The sequence below is a fragment of the Microbacterium tenebrionis genome (genome assembly GCF_020682665.1).
Taxonomy (GTDB): domain Bacteria; phylum Actinomycetota; class Actinomycetes; order Actinomycetales; family Microbacteriaceae; genus Microbacterium; species Microbacterium tenebrionis.
Window position 1 is genome coordinate 24,200 of record NZ_JAGTTM010000001.1, and the last position, 17,901, is coordinate 42,100.

General features: G+C 66.8%; 29 protein-coding genes. All 29 read right to left on the reverse strand.

Annotated elements, in window-relative coordinates; all coding sequences use genetic code 11:
• Positions 1-10: 10 nt before the first annotated feature.
• Positions 11-1,147, reverse strand: coding sequence for a UDP-N-acetylmuramate dehydrogenase (locus KEC56_RS00115; RefSeq protein WP_227529334.1), 1,137 nt, complete (start codon positions 1,145-1,147; stop codon positions 11-13).
• Positions 1,147-1,545, reverse strand: coding sequence for a MaoC/PaaZ C-terminal domain-containing protein (locus tag KEC56_RS00120; RefSeq protein WP_227529335.1), 399 nt, complete (start codon positions 1,543-1,545; stop codon positions 1,147-1,149). The genes KEC56_RS00115 and KEC56_RS00120 overlap by 1 nt, the downstream gene beginning before the upstream one ends.
• Positions 1,542-2,003, reverse strand: a complete 462-nt coding sequence (locus KEC56_RS00125; protein WP_227529336.1) for an FAS1-like dehydratase domain-containing protein — start codon at positions 2,001-2,003, stop codon at positions 1,542-1,544. The genes KEC56_RS00120 and KEC56_RS00125 overlap by 4 nt, the downstream gene beginning before the upstream one ends.
• Before the next feature lie 70 nt (positions 2,004-2,073).
• Positions 2,074-2,877 (reverse strand): sulfite exporter TauE/SafE family protein, encoded by an 804-nt coding sequence (locus KEC56_RS00130; protein ID WP_227529337.1) that lies wholly within the window; start codon positions 2,875-2,877, stop codon positions 2,074-2,076.
• Between the two features lie 100 nt (positions 2,878-2,977).
• Entirely contained in the window at positions 2,978-3,670 is a 693-nt protein-coding gene (gene rplQ, locus KEC56_RS00135; protein ID WP_227529338.1) for a 50S ribosomal protein L17, sunset domain variant, read from the reverse strand.
• Positions 3,671-3,704: 34 nt separating this feature from the next.
• The gene (locus KEC56_RS00140; protein WP_175985241.1) at positions 3,705-4,694 is read right to left on the reverse strand and encodes a DNA-directed RNA polymerase subunit alpha; all 990 of its coding nucleotides are present in this window, start codon (positions 4,692-4,694) and stop codon (positions 3,705-3,707) included.
• Between the two features lie 123 nt (positions 4,695-4,817).
• Positions 4,818-5,216 carry a 30S ribosomal protein S11 gene (gene rpsK, locus KEC56_RS00145; protein ID WP_033106075.1) on the reverse strand — a complete coding sequence of 133 codons (399 nt, stop codon included), beginning with the start codon at positions 5,214-5,216 and terminating at the stop codon, positions 4,818-4,820.
• Between the two features lie 30 nt (positions 5,217-5,246).
• A complete protein-coding gene (gene rpsM / locus KEC56_RS00150) occupies positions 5,247-5,621 on the reverse strand; it encodes a 30S ribosomal protein S13 (protein WP_130498114.1) in 375 nt (124 codons plus the stop codon).
• Positions 5,622-5,826: 205 nt separating this feature from the next.
• On the reverse strand, positions 5,827-5,943 hold the full coding sequence (rpmJ, locus tag KEC56_RS00155) for a 50S ribosomal protein L36 (protein ID WP_005050492.1): 117 nt from the start codon (positions 5,941-5,943) through the stop codon (positions 5,827-5,829).
• Between the two features lie 65 nt (positions 5,944-6,008).
• Positions 6,009-6,230: a translation initiation factor IF-1 gene (infA, locus tag KEC56_RS00160; RefSeq protein ID WP_028496510.1), complete on the reverse strand. Its 222-nt coding sequence runs from the start codon at positions 6,228-6,230 to the stop codon at positions 6,009-6,011.
• 191 nt (positions 6,231-6,421) lie between these two features.
• Positions 6,422-7,084 (reverse strand): DsbA family protein, encoded by a 663-nt coding sequence (locus KEC56_RS00165; RefSeq protein ID WP_227529339.1) that lies wholly within the window; start codon positions 7,082-7,084, stop codon positions 6,422-6,424.
• A gap of 240 nt (positions 7,085-7,324) precedes the next feature.
• A complete protein-coding gene (locus KEC56_RS00170) occupies positions 7,325-8,239 on the reverse strand; it encodes a type IV toxin-antitoxin system AbiEi family antitoxin (RefSeq protein ID WP_227529340.1) in 915 nt (304 codons plus the stop codon).
• A gap of 278 nt (positions 8,240-8,517) precedes the next feature.
• Positions 8,518-9,345, reverse strand: coding sequence for a type I methionyl aminopeptidase (gene map / locus KEC56_RS00175; RefSeq protein WP_227529341.1), 828 nt, complete (start codon positions 9,343-9,345; stop codon positions 8,518-8,520).
• Positions 9,346-9,374: 29 nt separating this feature from the next.
• The gene (locus KEC56_RS00180) at positions 9,375-9,971 is read right to left on the reverse strand and encodes an adenylate kinase (protein ID WP_227529342.1); all 597 of its coding nucleotides are present in this window, start codon (positions 9,969-9,971) and stop codon (positions 9,375-9,377) included.
• On the reverse strand, positions 9,968-11,290 hold the full coding sequence (gene secY / locus KEC56_RS00185; RefSeq protein ID WP_227529343.1) for a preprotein translocase subunit SecY: 1,323 nt from the start codon (positions 11,288-11,290) through the stop codon (positions 9,968-9,970). The genes KEC56_RS00180 and secY overlap by 4 nt, the downstream gene beginning before the upstream one ends.
• Positions 11,291-11,392: 102 nt before the next feature.
• Entirely contained in the window at positions 11,393-12,043 is a 651-nt protein-coding gene (gene rplO / locus KEC56_RS00190; protein WP_227529344.1) for a 50S ribosomal protein L15, read from the reverse strand.
• The gene (rpmD, locus tag KEC56_RS00195; RefSeq protein ID WP_017201575.1) at positions 12,043-12,228 is read right to left on the reverse strand and encodes a 50S ribosomal protein L30; all 186 of its coding nucleotides are present in this window, start codon (positions 12,226-12,228) and stop codon (positions 12,043-12,045) included. The genes rplO and rpmD overlap by 1 nt, the downstream gene beginning before the upstream one ends.
• A complete protein-coding gene (rpsE, locus tag KEC56_RS00200; protein WP_175985226.1) occupies positions 12,228-12,932 on the reverse strand; it encodes a 30S ribosomal protein S5 in 705 nt (234 codons plus the stop codon). Before rpsE ends, rpmD begins: the two co-directional genes overlap by 1 nt.
• A complete protein-coding gene (gene rplR / locus KEC56_RS00205) occupies positions 12,929-13,288 on the reverse strand; it encodes a 50S ribosomal protein L18 (RefSeq protein ID WP_175985224.1) in 360 nt (119 codons plus the stop codon). The genes rpsE and rplR overlap by 4 nt, the downstream gene beginning before the upstream one ends.
• A gap of 2 nt (positions 13,289-13,290) precedes the next feature.
• Positions 13,291-13,827, reverse strand: a complete 537-nt coding sequence (rplF, locus tag KEC56_RS00210; protein WP_175985222.1) for a 50S ribosomal protein L6 — start codon at positions 13,825-13,827, stop codon at positions 13,291-13,293.
• A gap of 6 nt (positions 13,828-13,833) precedes the next feature.
• On the reverse strand, positions 13,834-14,232 hold the full coding sequence (gene rpsH / locus KEC56_RS00215; RefSeq protein ID WP_175985220.1) for a 30S ribosomal protein S8: 399 nt from the start codon (positions 14,230-14,232) through the stop codon (positions 13,834-13,836).
• 123 nt (positions 14,233-14,355) lie between these two features.
• Complete coding sequence (gene rplE / locus KEC56_RS00220; protein WP_175985218.1) at positions 14,356-14,946, reverse strand: 50S ribosomal protein L5; 591 nt, start codon at positions 14,944-14,946, stop codon at positions 14,356-14,358.
• Entirely contained in the window at positions 14,946-15,305 is a 360-nt protein-coding gene (gene rplX, locus KEC56_RS00225) for a 50S ribosomal protein L24 (protein ID WP_175985216.1), read from the reverse strand. Before rplX ends, rplE begins: the two co-directional genes overlap by 1 nt.
• A gap of 2 nt (positions 15,306-15,307) precedes the next feature.
• Positions 15,308-15,676: a 50S ribosomal protein L14 gene (gene rplN, locus KEC56_RS00230; protein ID WP_053097479.1), complete on the reverse strand. Its 369-nt coding sequence runs from the start codon at positions 15,674-15,676 to the stop codon at positions 15,308-15,310.
• A 26-nt stretch (positions 15,677-15,702) separates the two neighbouring features.
• Positions 15,703-16,008 carry a 30S ribosomal protein S17 gene (gene rpsQ / locus KEC56_RS00235; RefSeq protein WP_175985214.1) on the reverse strand — a complete coding sequence of 102 codons (306 nt, stop codon included), beginning with the start codon at positions 16,006-16,008 and terminating at the stop codon, positions 15,703-15,705.
• Positions 16,008-16,325, reverse strand: coding sequence for a 50S ribosomal protein L29 (gene rpmC / locus KEC56_RS00240; RefSeq protein ID WP_175985212.1), 318 nt, complete (start codon positions 16,323-16,325; stop codon positions 16,008-16,010). Before rpmC ends, rpsQ begins: the two co-directional genes overlap by 1 nt.
• The gene (gene rplP, locus KEC56_RS00245; RefSeq protein ID WP_175985209.1) at positions 16,325-16,744 is read right to left on the reverse strand and encodes a 50S ribosomal protein L16; all 420 of its coding nucleotides are present in this window, start codon (positions 16,742-16,744) and stop codon (positions 16,325-16,327) included. Before rplP ends, rpmC begins: the two co-directional genes overlap by 1 nt.
• Positions 16,744-17,493: a 30S ribosomal protein S3 gene (gene rpsC / locus KEC56_RS00250; protein ID WP_175985208.1), complete on the reverse strand. Its 750-nt coding sequence runs from the start codon at positions 17,491-17,493 to the stop codon at positions 16,744-16,746. The genes rplP and rpsC overlap by 1 nt, the downstream gene beginning before the upstream one ends.
• Complete coding sequence (rplV, locus tag KEC56_RS00255; RefSeq protein WP_175985206.1) at positions 17,493-17,891, reverse strand: 50S ribosomal protein L22; 399 nt, start codon at positions 17,889-17,891, stop codon at positions 17,493-17,495. The genes rpsC and rplV overlap by 1 nt, the downstream gene beginning before the upstream one ends.
• Between the last annotated feature and the right edge of the window lie 10 nt (positions 17,892-17,901).

Here is a 17,901-nt window from a genome sequence, read left to right on the forward strand (position 1 = left end):
CACGCTATCCCTACAGCTCGACGCCGACGAGCACCGGCTCGGGCTGCAGCAGCAGACCGAACTCTGAATGCACCCGGGCCTGGATGTACCGGGCGAGCTCGGCCAGCTCGCCCGCCGTCGCTCCGCCGCGGTTGGTGAGCGCCAGCGCGTGTTTTGTCGAGATGCCGGCGCGCGAACGCGGCAGCCGGAATCCCTTGCGGATGCCGGAGTTCTCGATCAGCCACGCGGCGCTGACCTTGACGTCGGGGCGCGTCGTCCTCGCGGGCGGAACATAGCCGTCGAACGACTCGAGCGGGATCACGGTGGCGGCATCCTGATCGGGTTCGACCGGCCAGCGCGGGCACTCCGGCGGGAGCTGGGCGGCTACCGTCTCGGGCACGATGAGGTTCTGGAAGAACGACCCGGCGCTGGTCGTGTCGGGGTCGTCGGGGTTCAGCAGCATCCCCTTGGCCGCCCTGGTCGCGCGGATCCGCTCGCGGACGTCGGCGAGCGAGACGCGCTCGCCGGCGCTGATCCCCAGGGCGCGCCGCAGCTGCTCACCTCCGATCGGGCGTCCGGCCTCGCCGACCTCCGCGAGGTCGAGCGTCACCGAGAGGATGACGGCTCGGCGGATCGGCGCTCCACCGTAGTGATGCTTGAGCACAGATGTGCGGAAGCCCAGTCCGAGTTCGGATGCCGGTACGGTCTGCACCTCGCCGGTGGACTCGTCGATGAGGTCGACCTCGACGAGGGTCTCCTGGATCTCCTGTCCGTACGCGCCCACGTTCTGCACGGGGGCCGCTCCGACGGTGCCCGGGATGCCGCTCATCGCCTCGATGCCCGCGAGACCGTGGGCGACCGTATAGGCGACGAGGTCGTCCCAGTTGTGTCCGGCCTGCACCCGGAGCCGCACGCGGCCGGGATGCGGCGACGGGAGCCGTTCGATGCCGGTCGTCAGGACGCGGATGACGGTGCCCTCGAACGGCTCGTCGCCGACGAAGAGATTCGACCCGCCGCCGAGCACGAACCATTCATCCCCGCGCGACCACGTGTCGCGGAGCGACTCGACGAGCTCGTCCGTGGTCGTGGCATCCAGCATCCGCTCTGGCGCGGCGCCGGTGCGCAGCGTCGTGAGGTCCGCGAGGCGCGCGGGCGCGATCTCGGCCATCAGAGCGCGACGCGCAGCTGCGCCTTGAGGAGCACCGTGGTGTCGGCGTGGTTCACCGTCAGATCGATGCGCGCGGACGCCTCGTCGACCGCGCCGACCTTCGCGAGCACGGACACGTCGGCGCCGTCCTGGGGGTCGACGACGACGGGGCGGGTGAACCGCACGCCGTAGTCGGTGATGCTCGCGGTGTCGCCGAGCGCGGCGACGACGACGGACGAGGCGAGCCCCATCGTGAGCATCCCGTGGGCGAGGACGCCGGGCAGCCCGACGGAGGCCGCGACGTCATCGCGGTAGTGGATCGGGTTGAAGTCGCCCGACGCACCGGCGTAGCGGACGAGGGACTCGCGGGTGAGATGGACGGTGCGCTCGGCGATCACGTCTCCGACCTCGTACGTCATGCCGTCGCCTCCTCGTCGTCGGATCCGACCAGCAGCACGCTCGTCGCGGTGACGACGTGAGCGCCGTCGGCATCGGTGATCTCGGCCTCGCTGGTGATCATGGCGTTGCCCGCCATCATGCGGATGCCGGTGACCCTCAGCTGTCCTGTCAGCTCAGCACCCGCGACGATCGGCCGTGAGTAGGAGAAGCGCTGCTCGGCGTGGATGGTGCGGGTCAGGACGATGCCGGAGTCGGGTTCGGAGAGCAGCTGCTGGAGCGTGAGGTCCTGGATGACCATCGCGAAGGTCGGCGGCGCGACGACGTCGGCGTAGCCGAGCGCGCGGGCCGCCTCGACATCGGTGTGCAGCGGGGCGTCGGCGAAGACGGCGCGGGCGAACTCTCGCACCTTCTCACGTCCGACCAGATACGGCGGGGTCGGCGGGAACTCCCGGCCGACGAGATCGTTGTTCACAGGCACCGGTCAAGTCTACCGAGCGGATGCCGCGCGCCCGCCCGGCCGACGATGGGAGAAACTCCCGTGACGCGCGTCAACCGCGGCGGGGGCGCGAGCGCAGGGCCTTGATCGCCATCTGGATCGCGATGAACGCCAGGTAGGCGGCGAAGAGCATGTTGCCGAGGAACGGGTCGATGAGGGTCGCCAGCCAGGCGCCGAGCGCCGTCATCGTGCACGCGGACAGTCCGATGATCCCGGCTGCGACCAGGTCGACGTTGCGGTGACGGAGGTTGCCGAAGGTCCCCGAGATCGCGGTGGGGATCATCATCAGCAGGGACGTGCCCTTGGCCTCGAGGTCGCTCGTACCGAACGCGAGCATGAGCACGGGGACGACGACCACGCCGCCGCCCACGCCAATGAGACCCGCGATGATGCCGGTGCCGACACCTACCACAACCAGGGCGATGCCGTTGATCCAGCCGAGTTCGAAGACCGCGTCGCGCGACGGGATGACGACGAACAGGCTGACGATCACGATCACGAGGAACATGACGAATCCCCAGCGCAGTGCGTTCTGCGAGATCCGTGGAAGCAGACGCGTGCCGATCTGCGCGCCGACGACGGCGCCGGCGGCGAGGATCAGCGCGGGGATCCAGGCGACCGATCCACTGGCCGCGTACGAGATGACGCCGACGCTCGCGGTGGGGACGATCGCGGCCAGCGACGTTCCGGCGGCGAGTCGCTGGTCGAAGCGCAGCATGATGACGAGGAGCGGCACGATGACGGTGCCGCCGCCGACGCCGAACAGACCGGAGAGGAGCCCTGCCAGCATGCCGATGACGATGAAGGTCAGGTATGCGCGCGGGCCGCGCACCCTCGCATCCTGAATCTCACTCACTCGCGCAAGCCTATCGCTCGAAGCGTCCTGCTCCTGCACGCCGGAGACGCGAGAAGGCCCGCCGTCCCGCAAGGGGACGGCGGGCCTTCTCGGCGGCGTGTTACTTGCCGGCTTCGGTGAAGCCTGCAGCCTCGGCAGCCTCAGCGGTGCGGAACCACACCTCGGCGACGGTCTGCTCGTACCACTGGCCATCGGGGCGGTGGAACTTCATCGAGTCCTTGTTGCCCTTGATGTCGAAGCCCTCGGGAGCGGAGCCATCCTCGAGAGGAGCGGCGGAGTCCGCACCGAACTCGCCGTCGACGAGTGCGGCGGCGGCGACGGCCTCAGCGGCTGCGCCCTCCTCCTGCGACTCGGCACCGGCGTCAGCAGCAGCCGGCTCCTCGACCTTGGGAGCCTTCTCAGCCTTCGGAGCGGCCTTCTTCGCCTTCGGCGAGACGGGCTCGAGGACGAGCTCGATCACGGCCATGGGGGCGTTGTCGCCCTTGCGGTTGCCGACCTTCGTGATGCGGGTGTAGCCGCCCTCGCGCTCGGCGACCAGCGGAGCGATCTCGGCGAAGAGGACGTGCACGGCGTCCTTGTTGCCGAGGATCGAGAGCACCCGGCGACGCGCGTGCAGGTCGCCGCGCTTGGCGAACGTGATCATGCGCTCGGCGACCGGACGCAGGCGCTTCGCCTTGGTCTCGGTCGTCTTGATCGACTTGTGGGTGAACAGCGCCGATGCGAGGTTGGCAAGCAGCAGGCGCTCGTGGGCGGGGCCGCCTCCGAGGCGGGGTCCCTTGTTGGGCTTAGGCATATTCGTCTAACTCCTGGTCAGATATTCGGGAAGGTCAGAAGGACTCGTCTTCGCCTGCGCCGTAGAAGTGGGCGCCGTCGAAACCGGGCACCGAATCCTTGAGCGACAGACCGAGCGAGATGAGCTTGTCGCGCACCTCGTCGACCGACTTCTGGCCGAAGTTGCGGATGTTCATGAGCTGCGTCTCCGACAGCGCCACGAGCTCGGACACCGTGTTGATGCCCTCGCGCTTGAGGCAGTTGTAGGAGCGGACCGACAGGTCGAGGTCCTCGATCGGCATGGACAGCTCGCTGGAGAGCACGGGCTCCACAGGCGCCGGGCCGATCTCGATGCCCTCGGCCTCGACGTTCAGCTCGCGGGCGAGGCCGAACAGCTCGGTCAGGGTCTTCGCAGCCGAGGCGACAGCATCCCGCGGGAGGATGCTGTTCTTCGTCTCGACGTCCAGGACGAGCTTGTCGAAGTCGGTGCGCTCACCGGCACGGGTCGCCTCGACGCGGTAGCTGACCTTGAGAACGGGCGAGTAGATCGAGTCGACGGGGATCTGCCCGGCCTCGGCGTACTCGTTGCGGTTCTGGGTCGCCGACACGTAGCCGCGGCCGCGCTCGATCGTGAGCTCGAGCTCGAACTTGGCGGTGTCGTTGAGCGTCGCGATGACGAGCTCGGGGTTGTGGACCTCGACACCGGCCGGAGCCGAGATGTCAGCGGCGGTCACTTCGCCCGCACCGGTCTTGCGCAGGTAAGCGGTGATGGGCTCGTCGCGCTCGGACGAGACGACCAGCTGCTTGATGTTGAGGATGATCTCGGTGACATCCTCCTTCACGCCGGGGATGGTGCTGAACTCGTGCAGGACACCATCGATGCGGATGCTGGTGACAGCAGCGCCGGGGATCGACGAGAGCAGGCTGCGACGCAGCGCGTTTCCGATGGTGTAGCCGAAGCCGGGCTCGAGCGGCTCGACGATGAACCGGCTGCGGTTCTCGGCGATCTTTTCCTCGGTCAGTGTGGGACGCTGTGCAATGAGCACTCTGTGTTCCTTTCGATCACATGCCCGCTATATGACATGTGGTGGGTGAGGTCTTGAGTTGTGGAAGTCAGTGCCCGCGACGGGCAGAGCGAGGGATGCCGGAGCATCCCTCGCTGCAGCGGATCAGACGCGGCGACGCTTCGGCGGGCGGCAGCCGTTGTGCGCCTGCGGGGTGACGTCCTGGATCGAACCGACCTCGAGGCCTGCGGCCGTGAGCGAGCGGATCGCGGTCTCGCGGCCGGAGCCGGGACCCTTCACGAAGACGTCGACCTTCTTGACGCCGTGCTCCTGAGCCTGGCGAGCGGCCGACTCGGCAGCCATACCAGCGGCGTACGGGGTCGACTTGCGCGAGCCCTTGAAGCCCACGCCACCGGACGATGCCCAGCTGATGACAGCGCCGGACGGGTCGGTGATCGAGACGATGGTGTTGTTGAACGTCGACTTGATGTGGGCCTGGCCCAGCGCGATGTTCTTCTTCTCCTTGCGGCGCGGCTTGCGCGCGGCGGCCTTGGGTGCAGCCATGAAAGTGTTCTCCTATTCCCTGGCCGCTGCTTAGCGGGCCTTCTTCTTGCCGGCGACGGTGCGCTTCGGGCCCTTGCGGGTACGGGCGTTGGTCTTGGTGCGCTGACCGCGGACCGGGAGGCCACGACGGTGGCGGAGGCCCTCGTAGGAGCCGATCTCGACCTTGCGGCGGATGTCTGCGGCGACCTCGCGGCGCAGGTCACCCTCCACCTTGTAGTTGCCTTCGATGTAGTCGCGGAGTGCGATGAGCTGGTCGTCGGTGAGGTCCTTGACGCGGATCGACTCGTCGATCTCGGTGGCCTTGAGGATCTCGACCGAGCGGGTACGGCCGACGCCGTAGATGTAGGTAAGGGCGATCACCACGCGCTTGTCGCGCGGGATGTCAACGCCGGCAAGACGTGCCATGCGGTTCTCCTGAGTTGAGTAGAGGTGTGGGGCAGGATGTGGACCCGGGCCTCTGTCCCGAGGTGTCCGCCGCTCGCGCGGCTTCTTGACCCTGCCTGTTTCGTATTGAGTTTTGAGTCAGATCTGTTCGATCGGCCCTGGCGCTGCTCCCCGGCTCTGCCGGGCTTACGAGCACTGCGCGACTGGCACGAGTGGCGGTGAGGCGTCAGCCTTGCCGCTGCTTGTGCCTGGGGTTGCTCTTGCAGATCACCATGACGCGGCCGTGACGGCGGATCACCTTGCAGTGATCGCAGATGGGCTTGACGCTGGGGTTGACCTTCATGATGTTTCCTGTTCGCTGTCTTCACCGGGCAGGCGGAAGCGCCTGGGGTGTTACTTCTCGACCGATCAGCGGTAGCGGTAGACGATGCGGCCGCGGGTCAGGTCGTAGGGGCTGAGCTCCACGACCACGCGGTCCTCAGGGATGATGCGGATGTAGTTCTGCCGCATCTTTCCGGAGATCGTGGCGAGCACCTTGTGTCCGTTGGTGAGCTCAACGCGGAACATCGCGTTGGGCAGAGCCTCGGAGATGACACCCTCGATCTCGATGACACCGTCTTTCTTAGCCATAGCCTCGCTGACGCTTCTGCAGATCGGTCGATCTGCGGTGGATGGATGATTGTGATGCCCGCACTGACGGACACGCCGAAACAGGGCGCACGGCACCAACGGTCTATCTTATCCGCTATGGTGCCGCCCGGCAACTCGGGTACCGGAACGGGCCGCCCCGAATGGAGCGGCCCGTCGCGGGATCCTGGATATCAGCCGAGGATGTCGGCGAGACGGGTGCCGATCTCGGAGTTCTCGATGCGCTCCCCGTCGATCTCGACGGTCGGCGTGCCCTGGATGTCGTGCTGGTTCGTCTGCGACGTGACGAACCGCTTGTAGGTGCCGTCGGCGATGCAATCGGCGGCTGCGCCTGCTCCGACCTGATCGGCGAATGCTGCGAGCTCTTCGTCCGAAAGACCGGGGGTGTTCTCAGCCGGCTGGTTCTCGAACAGCAGGTTGAAGTAGTCGAGCGTGGAGTCGGGGGCCTCGGCGGCGACGCAGTAGACGGATGCCGCGGCGCGGGTCGAGAACTCGGTGTTCTGCGAGTAGCGGTCGAGGATCGAGATCGGGTGCAGGTTCAGCGTGATGTCGTCGTTCGCCGCAGCATCCTGAAGGGCCGCGCCGTAGGTGTCCTCGAAGTCGCCGCAGATCGGGCACATGAAGTCGACGAACGTGTCGATCTCGGTGTCGCCCGTGCCGAACGTGATCGCGCCGGTCTCCTCGTTCACGATGGCACTCTTGGGCGCCGTTCCCGGGGACGTGGCCTGGTTGTTCAGGAACACCACGAGGCCTCCGAGGGCCACGAGGACGACGACGACAGCGGCGGAGATTCCGATCGCGAACCAGTTGGTGTTGCTCTTGGCGGCAGCAGCCATGCTCTTCCGTTCTTCGAGGCCCGCGCTGTGAGCGGGTCAGTGCAAGGGGATGCTCAATCTTCCCGCGCAATCCTATGCCCCGCTTGTGAGCCCCCTCCCCCCTCGCCCTCCCTCTCCCCGCCCTCCCTCTGCCCTCCCCCTGCATTTCCGCGAGACGGGGTTTGTGGCACGAGACGTGTGTTGCTGACAAGGGTTTCGTGCTGCAAGCCCCGTCTCGCGCCCCGACAGAGGGAGAATGGCTCAGCGGCGGGTCCGGAGTTTGGCACGCGGGTTGCGGCGCAGAGTCGCGAGCATCGCAGGTTGGGGCGGTTCGACCACGGGGATGCCGATGGCATCGAGCGCCAGGCACATCGGAGCCACCTGCCAAACGTCACGCGGCTCCCATCGCGCGAACGGATGCCCCCGCCGCCGTAGTCGGTCCTCCCTGCGCTTCTCGTCCTTCAGCCGCTCGCCAGCCTTCTCAGGCTCTTCGAGTTCGTACTTGCTCCACCCGTCGACCTCACCGATCGCACGGCAGGAAGGGAAGTAGAAGTCCGAACGATCGCGGAATCCGTCGTACGAGAACTCCCGCTGCAGCTCCGGCTTCTCGTAACCGCTCCAGAGCATGACGGCACGGCTCACGCTCTCTGGCGGTGATTCCGCTCGCGCATCCGCATTCTCGAGCACCCATCGCATCCGGGCCCTGCCGCGCCGGTTGCGCTGATCCTCCGCGCGTTCGATGAGATCGCCCAGCACGGCTCCCCCGCCCTGTACAGGCGAGATCGCGGCGTCCGTCATCGCCAGCGCGTGGGCGGGCTGCGCAACCCGTGCCAGATCGACGATCGTGTCACGCAAGCCGGTCACGCGGATGCCGGAGACCACGACGATCTCGCGGGGGTCGACGCTCGTATGCGTGAGCGCGTCGGCGTGGCGCCAGGTCTTGGGCAGGTCCGGATCGAAGACATGGATGTCTTTCGGCTCGTCGAACCCGGGGATGCCGAGGACGAGTGCCGCCGACTCCAGACAGAGCACCGCCGTCGGATGCATCCGCACGTAGGCGTGCACGCGGACCGCGTACCGATCCCAAGGCGACAGCTTCTCGAACGCCGCACGCTCAACATACAACCCCTTGCGAATCCGTACCCACGTCGACGGGTGCAGGCTGATGCCGAGCATCCGAACCTCCTCGCGGGAATGGATCGGCAAGGGCGATACGAGCTGGGCACGGTCGGACATGAGCAACGGCATCCGCACATTCTGCCGACCAGCGCTCTCTCCCGACGCTTATTCACAACCACTCGCGGCCGCACCTCGCTGTGGAGGTAGAGAGACACACCGGCGAGACGAGGTTTGCAGCACGAGACCCGTGTCACCCACACCCGTCTCATGCCAGAAGCCCCGTCTCGCGAAGGGGGAGCGGGGGCGGGGCGCGGGCGGAGGCTAGGGGGCGCGGGCTACGGGATGGGGGTGGGGGTGACGTTGAAGGGAGCGAGGCCGGCGGCACCGCCGTCTGCAGCCGTCAGGACCCAGATGCCGTCCGCGTGAACGGCGACGGAGTGCTCCCAGTGGCTGCCGTCGCTGCCGTCGACCGTCGACACCGTCCAGTCGTCGTCCTCGACGAACGTCTGGTCGGACCCGGCGGTCACCATCGGCTCGATCGCCAGCACGAGCCCGGGCTTGACCTCGGCGCCGGGGTCGGGAGTGCGGTAGTTGAACACGCTCGGCGCCTCATGCATCTTGCGGCCGATGCCGTGCCCGACGTATTCGCGCAGGATGCCGTACTCCCCCTGCGCCTCGATGTAGTCCTGGATCGCCGCGCCGATATCCCCGAGATGACGAGCCGACGCCATCGCCGCGATCCCCGCCCACATCGAGCCCTCCGTGACCCGCGACAGCTCCTCGCGCGCCGCCACGAGATCAGGTCGCGCGGGATCCGGGACGATGAAGGTCCGTGCGCTGTCGCCGTTCCAGCCCTGGTACTGCGCACCGGAGTCCACCGACACGATGTCGCCCGGCTCCAGAACACGAGAACCGGGGATGCCGTGCACGACCTGCTCGTTCACCGAGATGCACGTCGTGTGGTGGTAGCCGCGCACGAGCTTGAAGTTCGACTCGGCACCGCGAGCGAGCACTGCGGCCGAGGCCGCTTCGTCGACCGCAGCCGTCGTCACGCCGGCGGCGACGGCCGCTCCGGCGGCATCCAGCGACGCCGCGGTGATGAGCCCGGGCTCCACCATCGCCCGCAGCTGGGCGGGCGTCTTGTAGATCGAGCGGCGGAACACGTCAGGCGGCGAGCGTCAGATGGTCAGCGTCAGGAGGCGAGCGTCAGGCCGCGCGCGGCGAGCACCGAGGTGATGCGCTCGGTGATCTCGTCCAGCGAGCCGATGCCGTCGATGCGGTCGACGATCCCGCGCTCGCCGTACACGGCGAGGATCGGGGCGGTCTCGTTCTCGTAGATCTCCAGTCGGTGCGCGATCGCCTCTTCGGTGTCGTCCGAACGGCCCTGCTCCTGTGCGCGCAGCGACAGCCGCGCGATGCTCTCCTCGCGCGGGACGTCGAGCAGGATGACGGCATCCAGAGCCTCGCCGCGCGCGCTGAGGAACTCGTCAAGGTGGCCGACCTGCGCGACGTTCCGGGGGTAGCCGTCCAGCAGGAAGCCCGACTGCGCGTCATCCTGCGACAGGCGGTCCCGCACGATCTCACCGGTCAGCTCGTCCGGCACAAGGTCGCCGCGATCGAGGATCGCCGTGACTTGCTGGCCGAGCTCGGTTCCGCCCTTGATGTTGGCGCGGAAGATGTCACCGGTCGAGACGACCGGGATGCCGAAGGCCTCAGCGATGCGCACGCCCTGCGTGCCCTTGCCTGAGCCCTGCGGGCCGACGATGAGAAGTCGTGCGGATGCTGTCAACGGAGAAGCCCTTCGTAGTGGCGCTGCTGGAGCTGTGCGTCGATCTGCTTGACCGTCTCGAGACCCACACCGACGATGATGAGGATCGATGCGCCGCCGAACGGGAAGTTCTGGTTGGCGCCGACCGTCGCCAGGGCGACGAGCGGGATGAGCGCGATCAGACCCAGGTAGATCGAACCGGGGAACGTGATGCGGGTGATGACGTAGTCGAGGTACTCGGCCGTCGGACGCCCGGCACGGATGCCGGGGATGAAGCCGCCGTACTTCTTCATGTTGTCCGCGACCTCGACGGGGTTGAACGTGATCGCGACGTAGAAGTAGGCGAACCCGATGATCAGCAGGAAGTACGCGATCATGTACAGCGGGTGATCGCCCGTCGTGAAGTACTGCGAGACCCAGAGCACCCATGCGGCTGGCTCCGAGCCGTCCTGCGGAGTGTTGAACTGGGCGACGAGCATCGGGATGTACAGCAGCGACGAGGCGAAGATGATCGGGATGACACCCGCCATGTTCACCTTGATCGGGATGTAGGTGTTCGTGCCGCCGTACGTGCGCCGGCCGACCATGCGCTTGGCGTACTGCACCGGCACACGTCGCTGCGACTGCTCGACGAAGACGACGAGCCCGGTGACGACGATGCCGATCGCGAGGACGAGCAGGAACGTCTCGAACCCGTTGGTCTCGAAGATCGTCCACATCGCGGCCGGGAAGGTCGCGGCGATCGAGGTGAAGATGAGCAGCGACATGCCGTTGCCGATGCCGCGCTCGGTGACGAGCTCGGCGAACCACATGATGAGGCCGGTACCGGCGGTCATGGCGATGATGATGAGCAGCTGCGCCCACCAGACGTCGTTCGTGAGCAGCTGCTGGCAGGCCGCGACGTCGGTCGTGCCGAAGAGCTGGCCGCTGCGGGCCACCGTCACCAGGGTCGTCGACTGCAGCAGTGCGAGTGCGATCGTGAGGTAACGGGTGTACTGGGTGAGCTTGGCCTGGCCGGCCTGCCCCTCCTTGTGCAGCGCCTCGAAGTGCGGGATGACCACGCGCAGGAGCTGGGTGATGATGGTCGCCGTGATGTACGGCATCACGCCGAGGGCGAAGATCGACAGCTGCAGCAGCGCACCGCCGGAGAAGAGATTGACCAGGCTCAGCAGGCCCTCTGTGCCTGCGTTGATGCGGAGGCATTCCTCGACGTTCGGGAAGTGCACGAACGGAGCAGGCACGTGAGAGCCGAGCCGGTAGATGGCGATGATCGCCAGAGTGAAACCGATCTTCCGACGCAGGTCGGGGGTGCGGAAGATCCGCGCGATAGCGCTAAACAAGGGCGTTCCTCCAGAAAGGGGTAGCCGGTCCGCGACGGACGGCCGAAAGACCAGCGTAACGCAGAGAGGGGCCGGAGAATCTCCGACCCCTCTCTGACGCGGTTACTTGACGGATCCGCCCGCAGCCACGATCTTCTGCTCGGCAGAACCCGAGACCTTGTCGACCGAGACGGTGAGCTTCACGTCGATGTCGCCGTCGCCGAGAACCTTGACCTTCTCGTTCTTGCGAACGGCGCCCTTGGCGACCAGATCGCTGACGGTGACATCGCCGCCCTGGGGGTAGAGCTCCGCGAGCTTGGCCAGGTTCACGACCTGGTACTCGACGCGGAACGGGTTCTTGAACCCGCGCAGCTTCGGGGTGCGCATGTGCAGCGGCATCTGCCCACCCTCGAAGCCGACCCGAACGGTGTTGCGGGCCTTGGTGCCCTTGGTGCCGCGACCGGCGGTCTTGCCCTTCGAGCCCTCACCGCGACCGACACGGGTCTTCGCGGTGTTGGCGCCGGGGACGGGACGCAGGTGGTGGACCTTGAGGACGCCGGGGCGGGATGCCGAAGCATCCGCCGACGGAGCGGCCTTCTTGGCAGCGGGCTTCTGGGCAGCCTCGGCCTTGGGGGCCTTGGCTGCGGCAGCAGCCCCCGCCGGAGCCTTCTTGGCGGCCGGCTTCTTCTCGGCAGCAGCCTTGGGAGCGGCGGCCTTCTTGGCGGGAGCCTTGGTGGCCTTCTCCGCCTCCACGGCCTCGTTCTTCTCAGCCATTAGTCGATCTCCTCAACCTTGACGAGGTGGGCGACGGTCTTGACGTAGCCGCGCGTCTGCGCGTCGTCGGGGCGAACGGTGGTGTCACCGATGCGCTTGAGACCGAGGCTGCGCAGCGTGTCGCGCTGGTTCTGCTTCTCGCTCACCTTGGACTTGATCTGGGTCACCTTCAGACGGGCGGCCATCAGGCACCTACCTTCGCAGCAGCCGCAGCGGCGGCCTTTGCCTCGTTGCGGATGATGATGCCCGGAACGACGGCGTCGTAGTCGAGACCACGACGAGCGGCGACGGCGCGCGGCTCCTCGAGGCTCTTGAGGGCCTCGACGGTCGCGTGCACGATGTTGATCGTGTTCGACGAGCCGAGCGACTTCGACAGGACGTCGTGGACACCGGCGCACTCGAGCACGGCGCGGACGGGACCACCGGCGATGACACCGGTACCGGCAGCGGCCGGACGCAGCAGCACGACGCCGGCAGCGGCCTCGCCCTGCACCGGGTGCGGGATCGTGGTGCCGACGCGGGGCACGCGGAAGAAGTTCCGCTTGGCCTCTTCGACACCCTTGGAAATCGCCAGGGGCACCTCGCGGGCCTTGCCGTAGCCGACGCCGACCAGACCGTTGCCGTCACCGACGACCACGAGAGCGGTGAAGCTGAACCGGCGTCCACCCTTCACGACCTTCGAGACGCGGTTGATGGTGACGACGCGCTCCAGGAACTGGTTGTCGCCGCGGTCGCGCGAGTTGCGGTCGCGGCCGCCCTGGTTGCGGTCACGGCCGCCGCGGCGGCCTTCGCGCTGCTCGCGAGCGGGCTCGGCTGCCTCGGTGGCAGCGGCCGTCTCGGGAGCCGCAGCAGCCGTTTCGGTCACTTCGTTCTCCTTGTTGTCACTCACAGTGCCAGCCCCCCTTCGCGGGCGCCGTCGGCGATGGCCGCGACGCGACCGGCGTAGCGGTTTCCACCGCGGTCGAACACGACCTCGGTGACACCGGCTGCCTTCGCACGCTCGGCGACGAGCTCGCCGACCTTGCGGGCCTTGGCGGTCTTGTCACCGTCGAACGAGCGCAGCTCGGTCTCGAGCGTGGATGCCGAGGCGACGGTGTGGCCCTTGCTGTCGTCGACCAGCTGGACGAAGACGTGGCGGGCCGAACGGTTGACGACCAGACGCGGACGCGCCTCGGTGCCCTCGATCTTCTTGCGAAGGCGGGCGTGACGACGCGCGCGGGCGTCGGACTTCGACTTCACAGCCATGATTACTTACCAGCCTTTCCGGCCTTGCGACGCACGACCTCGCCGGCGTAGCGCACGCCCTTGCCCTTGTACGGCTCGGGCTTGCGGATCTTGCGGATGTTCGCAGCTGCCTCGCCGACAGCCTGCTTGTCGATGCCACTGACCGTGAGCTTGTTGGTGCCCTCGACCGTCAGGGTGATGCCCGCGGGCGGGTCGATCAGGACCGGGTGCGAGAAGCCGAGGGCGAACTCGACCGAGCTGCCCTTCTGCTGCACGCGGTAGCCGGTGCCGACGACCTCGAGGCCCTTGGTGTAGCCCTGGGTGACGCCGATGATGTTGTTGTTGATGAGCGTGCGGGTCAGGCCGTGGAGCGACCGCGACTCGCGCTCGTCGTCGGGACGGGTGACAACCACCTGGTTGTCCTCGACCGCGACCTCGATGGGGCTGGCCACGTTGAGGGTGAGCTCACCCTTGGGGCCCTTCACCGCGACCGCACGGCCATCGACCGAAATGGTCACGCCCGCGGGGATCTCGATGGGAAGTCGTCCGATACGCGACATGTCGAATTACCACACGTAGGCGAGAACTTCTCCGCCCACGCCCTTCTGCTCGGCCTGACGGTCCGTGAGGAGACCGGAGGAGGTGGACAGGATGGCCACGCCGAGGCCGCCGAGGACCTTGGGGAGCTCCGTGGACTTCGCGTAGACGCGAAGACCGGGCTTCGAGACGCGCTTGATGCCCGCGATGGAACGCTCACGGTTGGGGCCGTACTTCAGCGTGAGGGTGAGGTTCTGGCCGACGCGGGCGTCGGTGACCTCGTAGCCGGCGATGTAGCCCTCCTGCTGGAGGATGTCGGCGATGTGCGTCTTGAGCTTGCTCGACGGGAGCGACACAGTGTCGTGGTGCGCCGAGTTCGCGTTGCGCAGACGGGTCAGCATGTCTGCGACCGGGTCTGTCATTGTCATATTCTTCTTCTTTCGATCATGAGGTTTCGACGCCCGTTACACAGACGCCGACCTTCGTGAACACACAATCTTCAATTGTAAGGCACGCGGAACCCCCGCCCGGACGGGCGGGGGTTCGAAGCGTCACGCCTTGGCGTCCTCCGACTGGAACGGGAAGCCGAGGTGGCGGAGCAGAGCCCGACCCTCGTCATCCGTCTTCGCCGAGGTGACGACCGTGATGTCGAAGCCGCGAACGCGGTCGATCTTGTCCTGATCGATCTCGTGGAACACGCTCTGCTCCTGGAGACCGAAGGTGTAGTTGCCGTGTCCGTCGAACTGCTTGGCCGACAGTCCGCGGAAGTCGCGGATGCGGGGCAGGGCGAGCGAGACCAGGCGGTCGATGAACTCCCACGCACGGTCGCCGCGGAGGGTGACGTGCGCGCCGATGGCCTGGCCCTCGCGCAGCTTGAACTGCGCGATGGACTTGCGGGCCTTCGTGACGATCGGCTTCTGGCCGGTGATCTTGGTGAGGTCGTCGACCGCGCCATCGATCACCTTGCTGTCGCGAGCCGCCTCACCGACACCGGTGTTGACGACGACCTTGACGAGGCCGGGGATCTGCATCACGTTCTGGTAGCCGAACTCATCCTGCAGCTTCTGCTGGATCTCGGCCTTGTACTTCTGCTTCAGGCGCGGCTGGATCTTGCCAGCCGGCGCGGCAGTGTCGGTGCTCATCAGAGGTCCTTACCTGACTTCTTCGCGTAGCGCACGCGAACGGTGCGCTTGACGCCGTCCTTGGTCTGCTCCTCGACCCGGCGGCCGACACGGGTCGGCTTCTTGGTCTCGGGGTCGACGAGTGCGACGTTCGAGATGTGGATGGGAGCCTCGAGAGTCTCGATGCCGCCCGTCTTGGTGCCACGCTGCGTCTGTCCGACGCGGGTGTGCTTGGTGATGTAGTTCACGCCCTCGACGATGACGCGGTTCTGCTCGGCGAGGACCTCGAGGACCTTGCCCTGCTTGCCGCGGTCGCCGCCGCGCTCCTGCTTGGCGCCGGTGATGACCTGAACCAGGTCACCCTTCTTGATGTTCGCCATGATCAGATAACCTCCGGGGCGAGCGAGACGATCTTCATGAACTTCTTGTCACGAAGCTCACGACCGACCGGGCCGAAGATACGGGTGCCGCGGGGCTCCCCGTCGTTCTTCAGGATGACGGCGGCGTTCTCGTCGAACTTGATGTACGAGCCGTCGGGACGGCGCGTGGACTTCACGGTGCGGACGATGACCGCCTTGACGACATCGCCCTTCTTCACGTTGCCGCCCGGGATCGCGTCCTTGACGGTGGCGACGATGGTGTCGCCCAGACCGGCGTAGCGACGGCGCGAGCCACCGAGAACGCGGATCGTGAGCAGCTCCTTCGCGCCGGTGTTGTCGGCGACCTTGAGGCGGGATTCCTGCTGAATCACTATTACTCCTTAAGCAAGCCGAGGGCTTACTTGGCCTTCTCGACGATCTCGACCAGACGCCAGCGCTTGGTGGCGCTGAGCGGACGGGTCTCGCTGATGACGACGAGGTCGCCGATGCCGGCCGAGTTGTTCTCGTCGTGCACCTTGCGCTTCTCCGTGCGGCGGATGACCTTGCCGTACAGGGGGTGCTTCACGCGGTCCTCGACCTCGACGACGATGGTCTTGTCCATCTTGTCGCTGACGACGTAGCCGCGCTGCGTCTTGCGGTAACCGCGAGCGTCCTCGTCGCGCACGTCGTGCGAGACGGGAGCTTCAGCTTCCTTCTTGGCCATTATTCAGCCTTCCCTTCGGCGTCGGCCGAGGTGTCCTCGGTCTTCTTCGCCTTCGACTTGGTCGCCTTCTTGGCCGGAGCCTCGACCGGAGCCGGTGTCGCACGGATGCCGAGCTCGCGCTCGCGGATCACCGTGTACAGGCGTGCGATGTCGCGCTTGACGGCGCGGATGCGGCCGTGGCTCTCCAGCTGGCCGGTGGCCGACTGGAAACGGAGGTTGAACAGCTCCTCCTTGGCCTTGCGCAGCTCCTCAACGAGGCGCTGGTCTTCGAACGTGTCGAGCTCTGCCGGAGCGAGCTCCTTGGTGCCGATCGCCATTACGCGTCGCCCTCCTCGCGCTTGATGATGCGTGCCTTGAGCGGCAGCTTGTGAATGGCTCGGGTCAGGGCCTCGCGTGCGAGCTCCTCGCTGACTCCGGCGACCTCGAAGAGGACGCGACCCGGCTTGACGTTTGCGACCCACCACTCGGGGGAACCCTTACCGGAACCCATGCGGGTCTCGGCGGGCTTCTTCGTGAGCGGACGGTCGGGGTAGATGTTGATCCACACCTTTCCACCACGCTTGATGTGACGGGTCATCGCGATACGAGCAGCCTCGATCTGACGGTTCGTCACGTAAGCGGGGGTGAGGGCCTGGATGCCGAACTCTCCGAAGGAGACCTTCGTGCCGCCGGTAGCCTGACCCGAACGACCCGGGTGGTGCTGCTTGCGGAACTTGACCTTACGGGGGATGAGCATTATGCCGACGCTCCTTCTGCAACAGGGGCCTCGTTGCGCGGGCCACGACGGCGGTCGCCGCCACGGTCGCGCGAAGGCTTCTGGTTGGCCTGCTCGCGAGCGAGCTCCTTGTTGGTGAGGTCGCCCTTGTAGATCCAGACCTTCACGCCGATGCGGCCGAAGGTGGTCTTCGCCTCGTAGAAGCCGTAGTCGATGTTCGCGCGCAGCGTGTGCAGCGGCACACGGCCCTCGCGGTAGAACTCCGAGCGGCTCATCTCCGCGCCGCCGAGGCGGCCGGAGACCTGGATGCGGATGCCCTTGGCGCCGGCGCGCTGAGCGCCCTGCAGACCCTTGCGCATCGCACGACGGAACGCCACGCGAGCAGACAGCTGCTCGGCGATGCCCTGTGCGACGAGCTGAGCGTCGGCCTCGGGGTTCTTGACCTCGAGGATGTTCAGCTGGATCTGCTTGCCGGTGAGCTTCTCGAGGTCGCCGCGGATGCGCTCGGCCTCGGCGCCACGACGACCGATCACGATGCCCGGACGGGCGGTGTGGATGTCGACGCGGACGCGGTCACGAGTGCGCTCGATCTCGATGCTGGAGACGCCGGCCCGGTCGAGCTGGGTCTTCAGGAGGTTGCGGATCTTGACGTCCTCGGCCACGTAGTCGGCGTAACGCTGGCCCGGCTTCGTCGAGTCCGAGAACCAACGGGACACGTGGTCCGTGGTGATTCCGAGGCGGAAGCCGTACGGGTTTACTTTCTGGCCCATTACTTGCTCGCCTTCTTCTTGCTGTCGCCGTCGGTCGCAGCAGCGGCCTCGGGCGTCGAGAGCACGACCGTGATGTGGCTCGTGCGCTTCTTGATCTGGAAAGCGCGACCCTGAGCGCGGGGGCGGAAACGCTTGAGCGTCGTGCCCTCGTCGACGTACGCGTTGGCCACGTACAGGTCCTGCTCGTCGAGGAACTCGCCGTCGCGATCCGCCTTCACCTGCGCGTTGGCCATGGCCGACGCGACAAGCTTGTAGATCGGCTCACTGGCGCTCTGAGGGGCGAACTTGAGGATCGCCAGAGCTTCCTGGGCCTGCTTGCCCTTGATGAGCGCGACGACACGACGAGCCTTCTGAGGGGTCACGCGGATGTGTCGCACGCGTGCGATGGACTCCACCATTTCTCTCTCC

Bases quoted from the DNA above. Each gene is read 5' to 3' on its own strand.
- rplE (WP_175985218.1), bottom strand. From the start codon at position 14,946: ATGAGCACCGACACTGCCGCGCCGGCTGGCAAGATCCAGCCGCGCCTG.
- rplQ (WP_227529338.1), bottom strand. From the start codon at position 3,670: ATGCCTAAGCCCAACAAGGGACCCCGCCTCGGAGGCGGCCCCGCCCAC.
- rplP (WP_175985209.1), bottom strand. From the start codon at position 16,744: ATGCTCATCCCCCGTAAGGTCAAGTTCCGCAAGCAGCACCACCCGGGT.
- rpmD (WP_017201575.1), bottom strand. From the start codon at position 12,228: ATGGCCGCCCGTCTGAAGGTGACCCAGATCAAGTCCAAGGTGAGCGAG.
- rplX (WP_175985216.1), bottom strand. From the start codon at position 15,305: ATGGCGAACATCAAGAAGGGTGACCTGGTTCAGGTCATCACCGGCGCC.
- KEC56_RS00115 (WP_227529334.1), bottom strand. From the start codon at position 1,147: ATGGCCGAGATCGCGCCCGCGCGCCTCGCGGACCTCACGACGCTGCGC.
- rpsM (WP_130498114.1), bottom strand. From the start codon at position 5,621: ATGGCACGTCTTGCCGGCGTTGACATCCCGCGCGACAAGCGCGTGGTG.
- rpsC (WP_175985208.1), bottom strand. From the start codon at position 17,493: ATGGGCCAGAAAGTAAACCCGTACGGCTTCCGCCTCGGAATCACCACG.
- KEC56_RS00120 (WP_227529335.1), bottom strand. From the start codon at position 1,545: ATGACGTACGAGGTCGGAGACGTGATCGCCGAGCGCACCGTCCATCTC.
- rpmJ (WP_005050492.1), bottom strand. From the start codon at position 5,943: ATGAAGGTCAACCCCAGCGTCAAGCCCATCTGCGATCACTGCAAGGTG.
- KEC56_RS00165 (WP_227529339.1), bottom strand. From the start codon at position 7,084: ATGGCTGCTGCCGCCAAGAGCAACACCAACTGGTTCGCGATCGGAATC.
- rplO (WP_227529344.1), bottom strand. From the start codon at position 12,043: ATGGCTGAGAAGAACGAGGCCGTGGAGGCGGAGAAGGCCACCAAGGCT.
- rpsQ (WP_175985214.1), bottom strand. From the start codon at position 16,008: ATGGCCAAGAAGGAAGCTGAAGCTCCCGTCTCGCACGACGTGCGCGAC.
- KEC56_RS00170 (WP_227529340.1), bottom strand. From the start codon at position 8,239: ATGCTCGGCATCAGCCTGCACCCGTCGACGTGGGTACGGATTCGCAAG.
- rplF (WP_175985222.1), bottom strand. From the start codon at position 13,827: ATGTCGCGTATCGGACGACTTCCCATCGAGATCCCCGCGGGCGTGACC.
- rpsK (WP_033106075.1), bottom strand. From the start codon at position 5,216: ATGGCTGCACCCAAGGCCGCCGCGCGCAAGCCGCGCCGCAAGGAGAAG.
- rplR (WP_175985224.1), bottom strand. From the start codon at position 13,288: ATGGCTGTGAAGTCGAAGTCCGACGCCCGCGCGCGTCGTCACGCCCGC.
- rpsH (WP_175985220.1), bottom strand. From the start codon at position 14,232: ATGACAATGACAGACCCGGTCGCAGACATGCTGACCCGTCTGCGCAAC.
- infA (WP_028496510.1), bottom strand. From the start codon at position 6,230: ATGGCTAAGAAAGACGGTGTCATCGAGATCGAGGGTGTCATCTCCGAG.
- rplV (WP_175985206.1), bottom strand. From the start codon at position 17,891: ATGGTGGAGTCCATCGCACGCGTGCGACACATCCGCGTGACCCCTCAG.
- rpmC (WP_175985212.1), bottom strand. From the start codon at position 16,325: ATGGCGATCGGCACCAAGGAGCTCGCTCCGGCAGAGCTCGACACGTTC.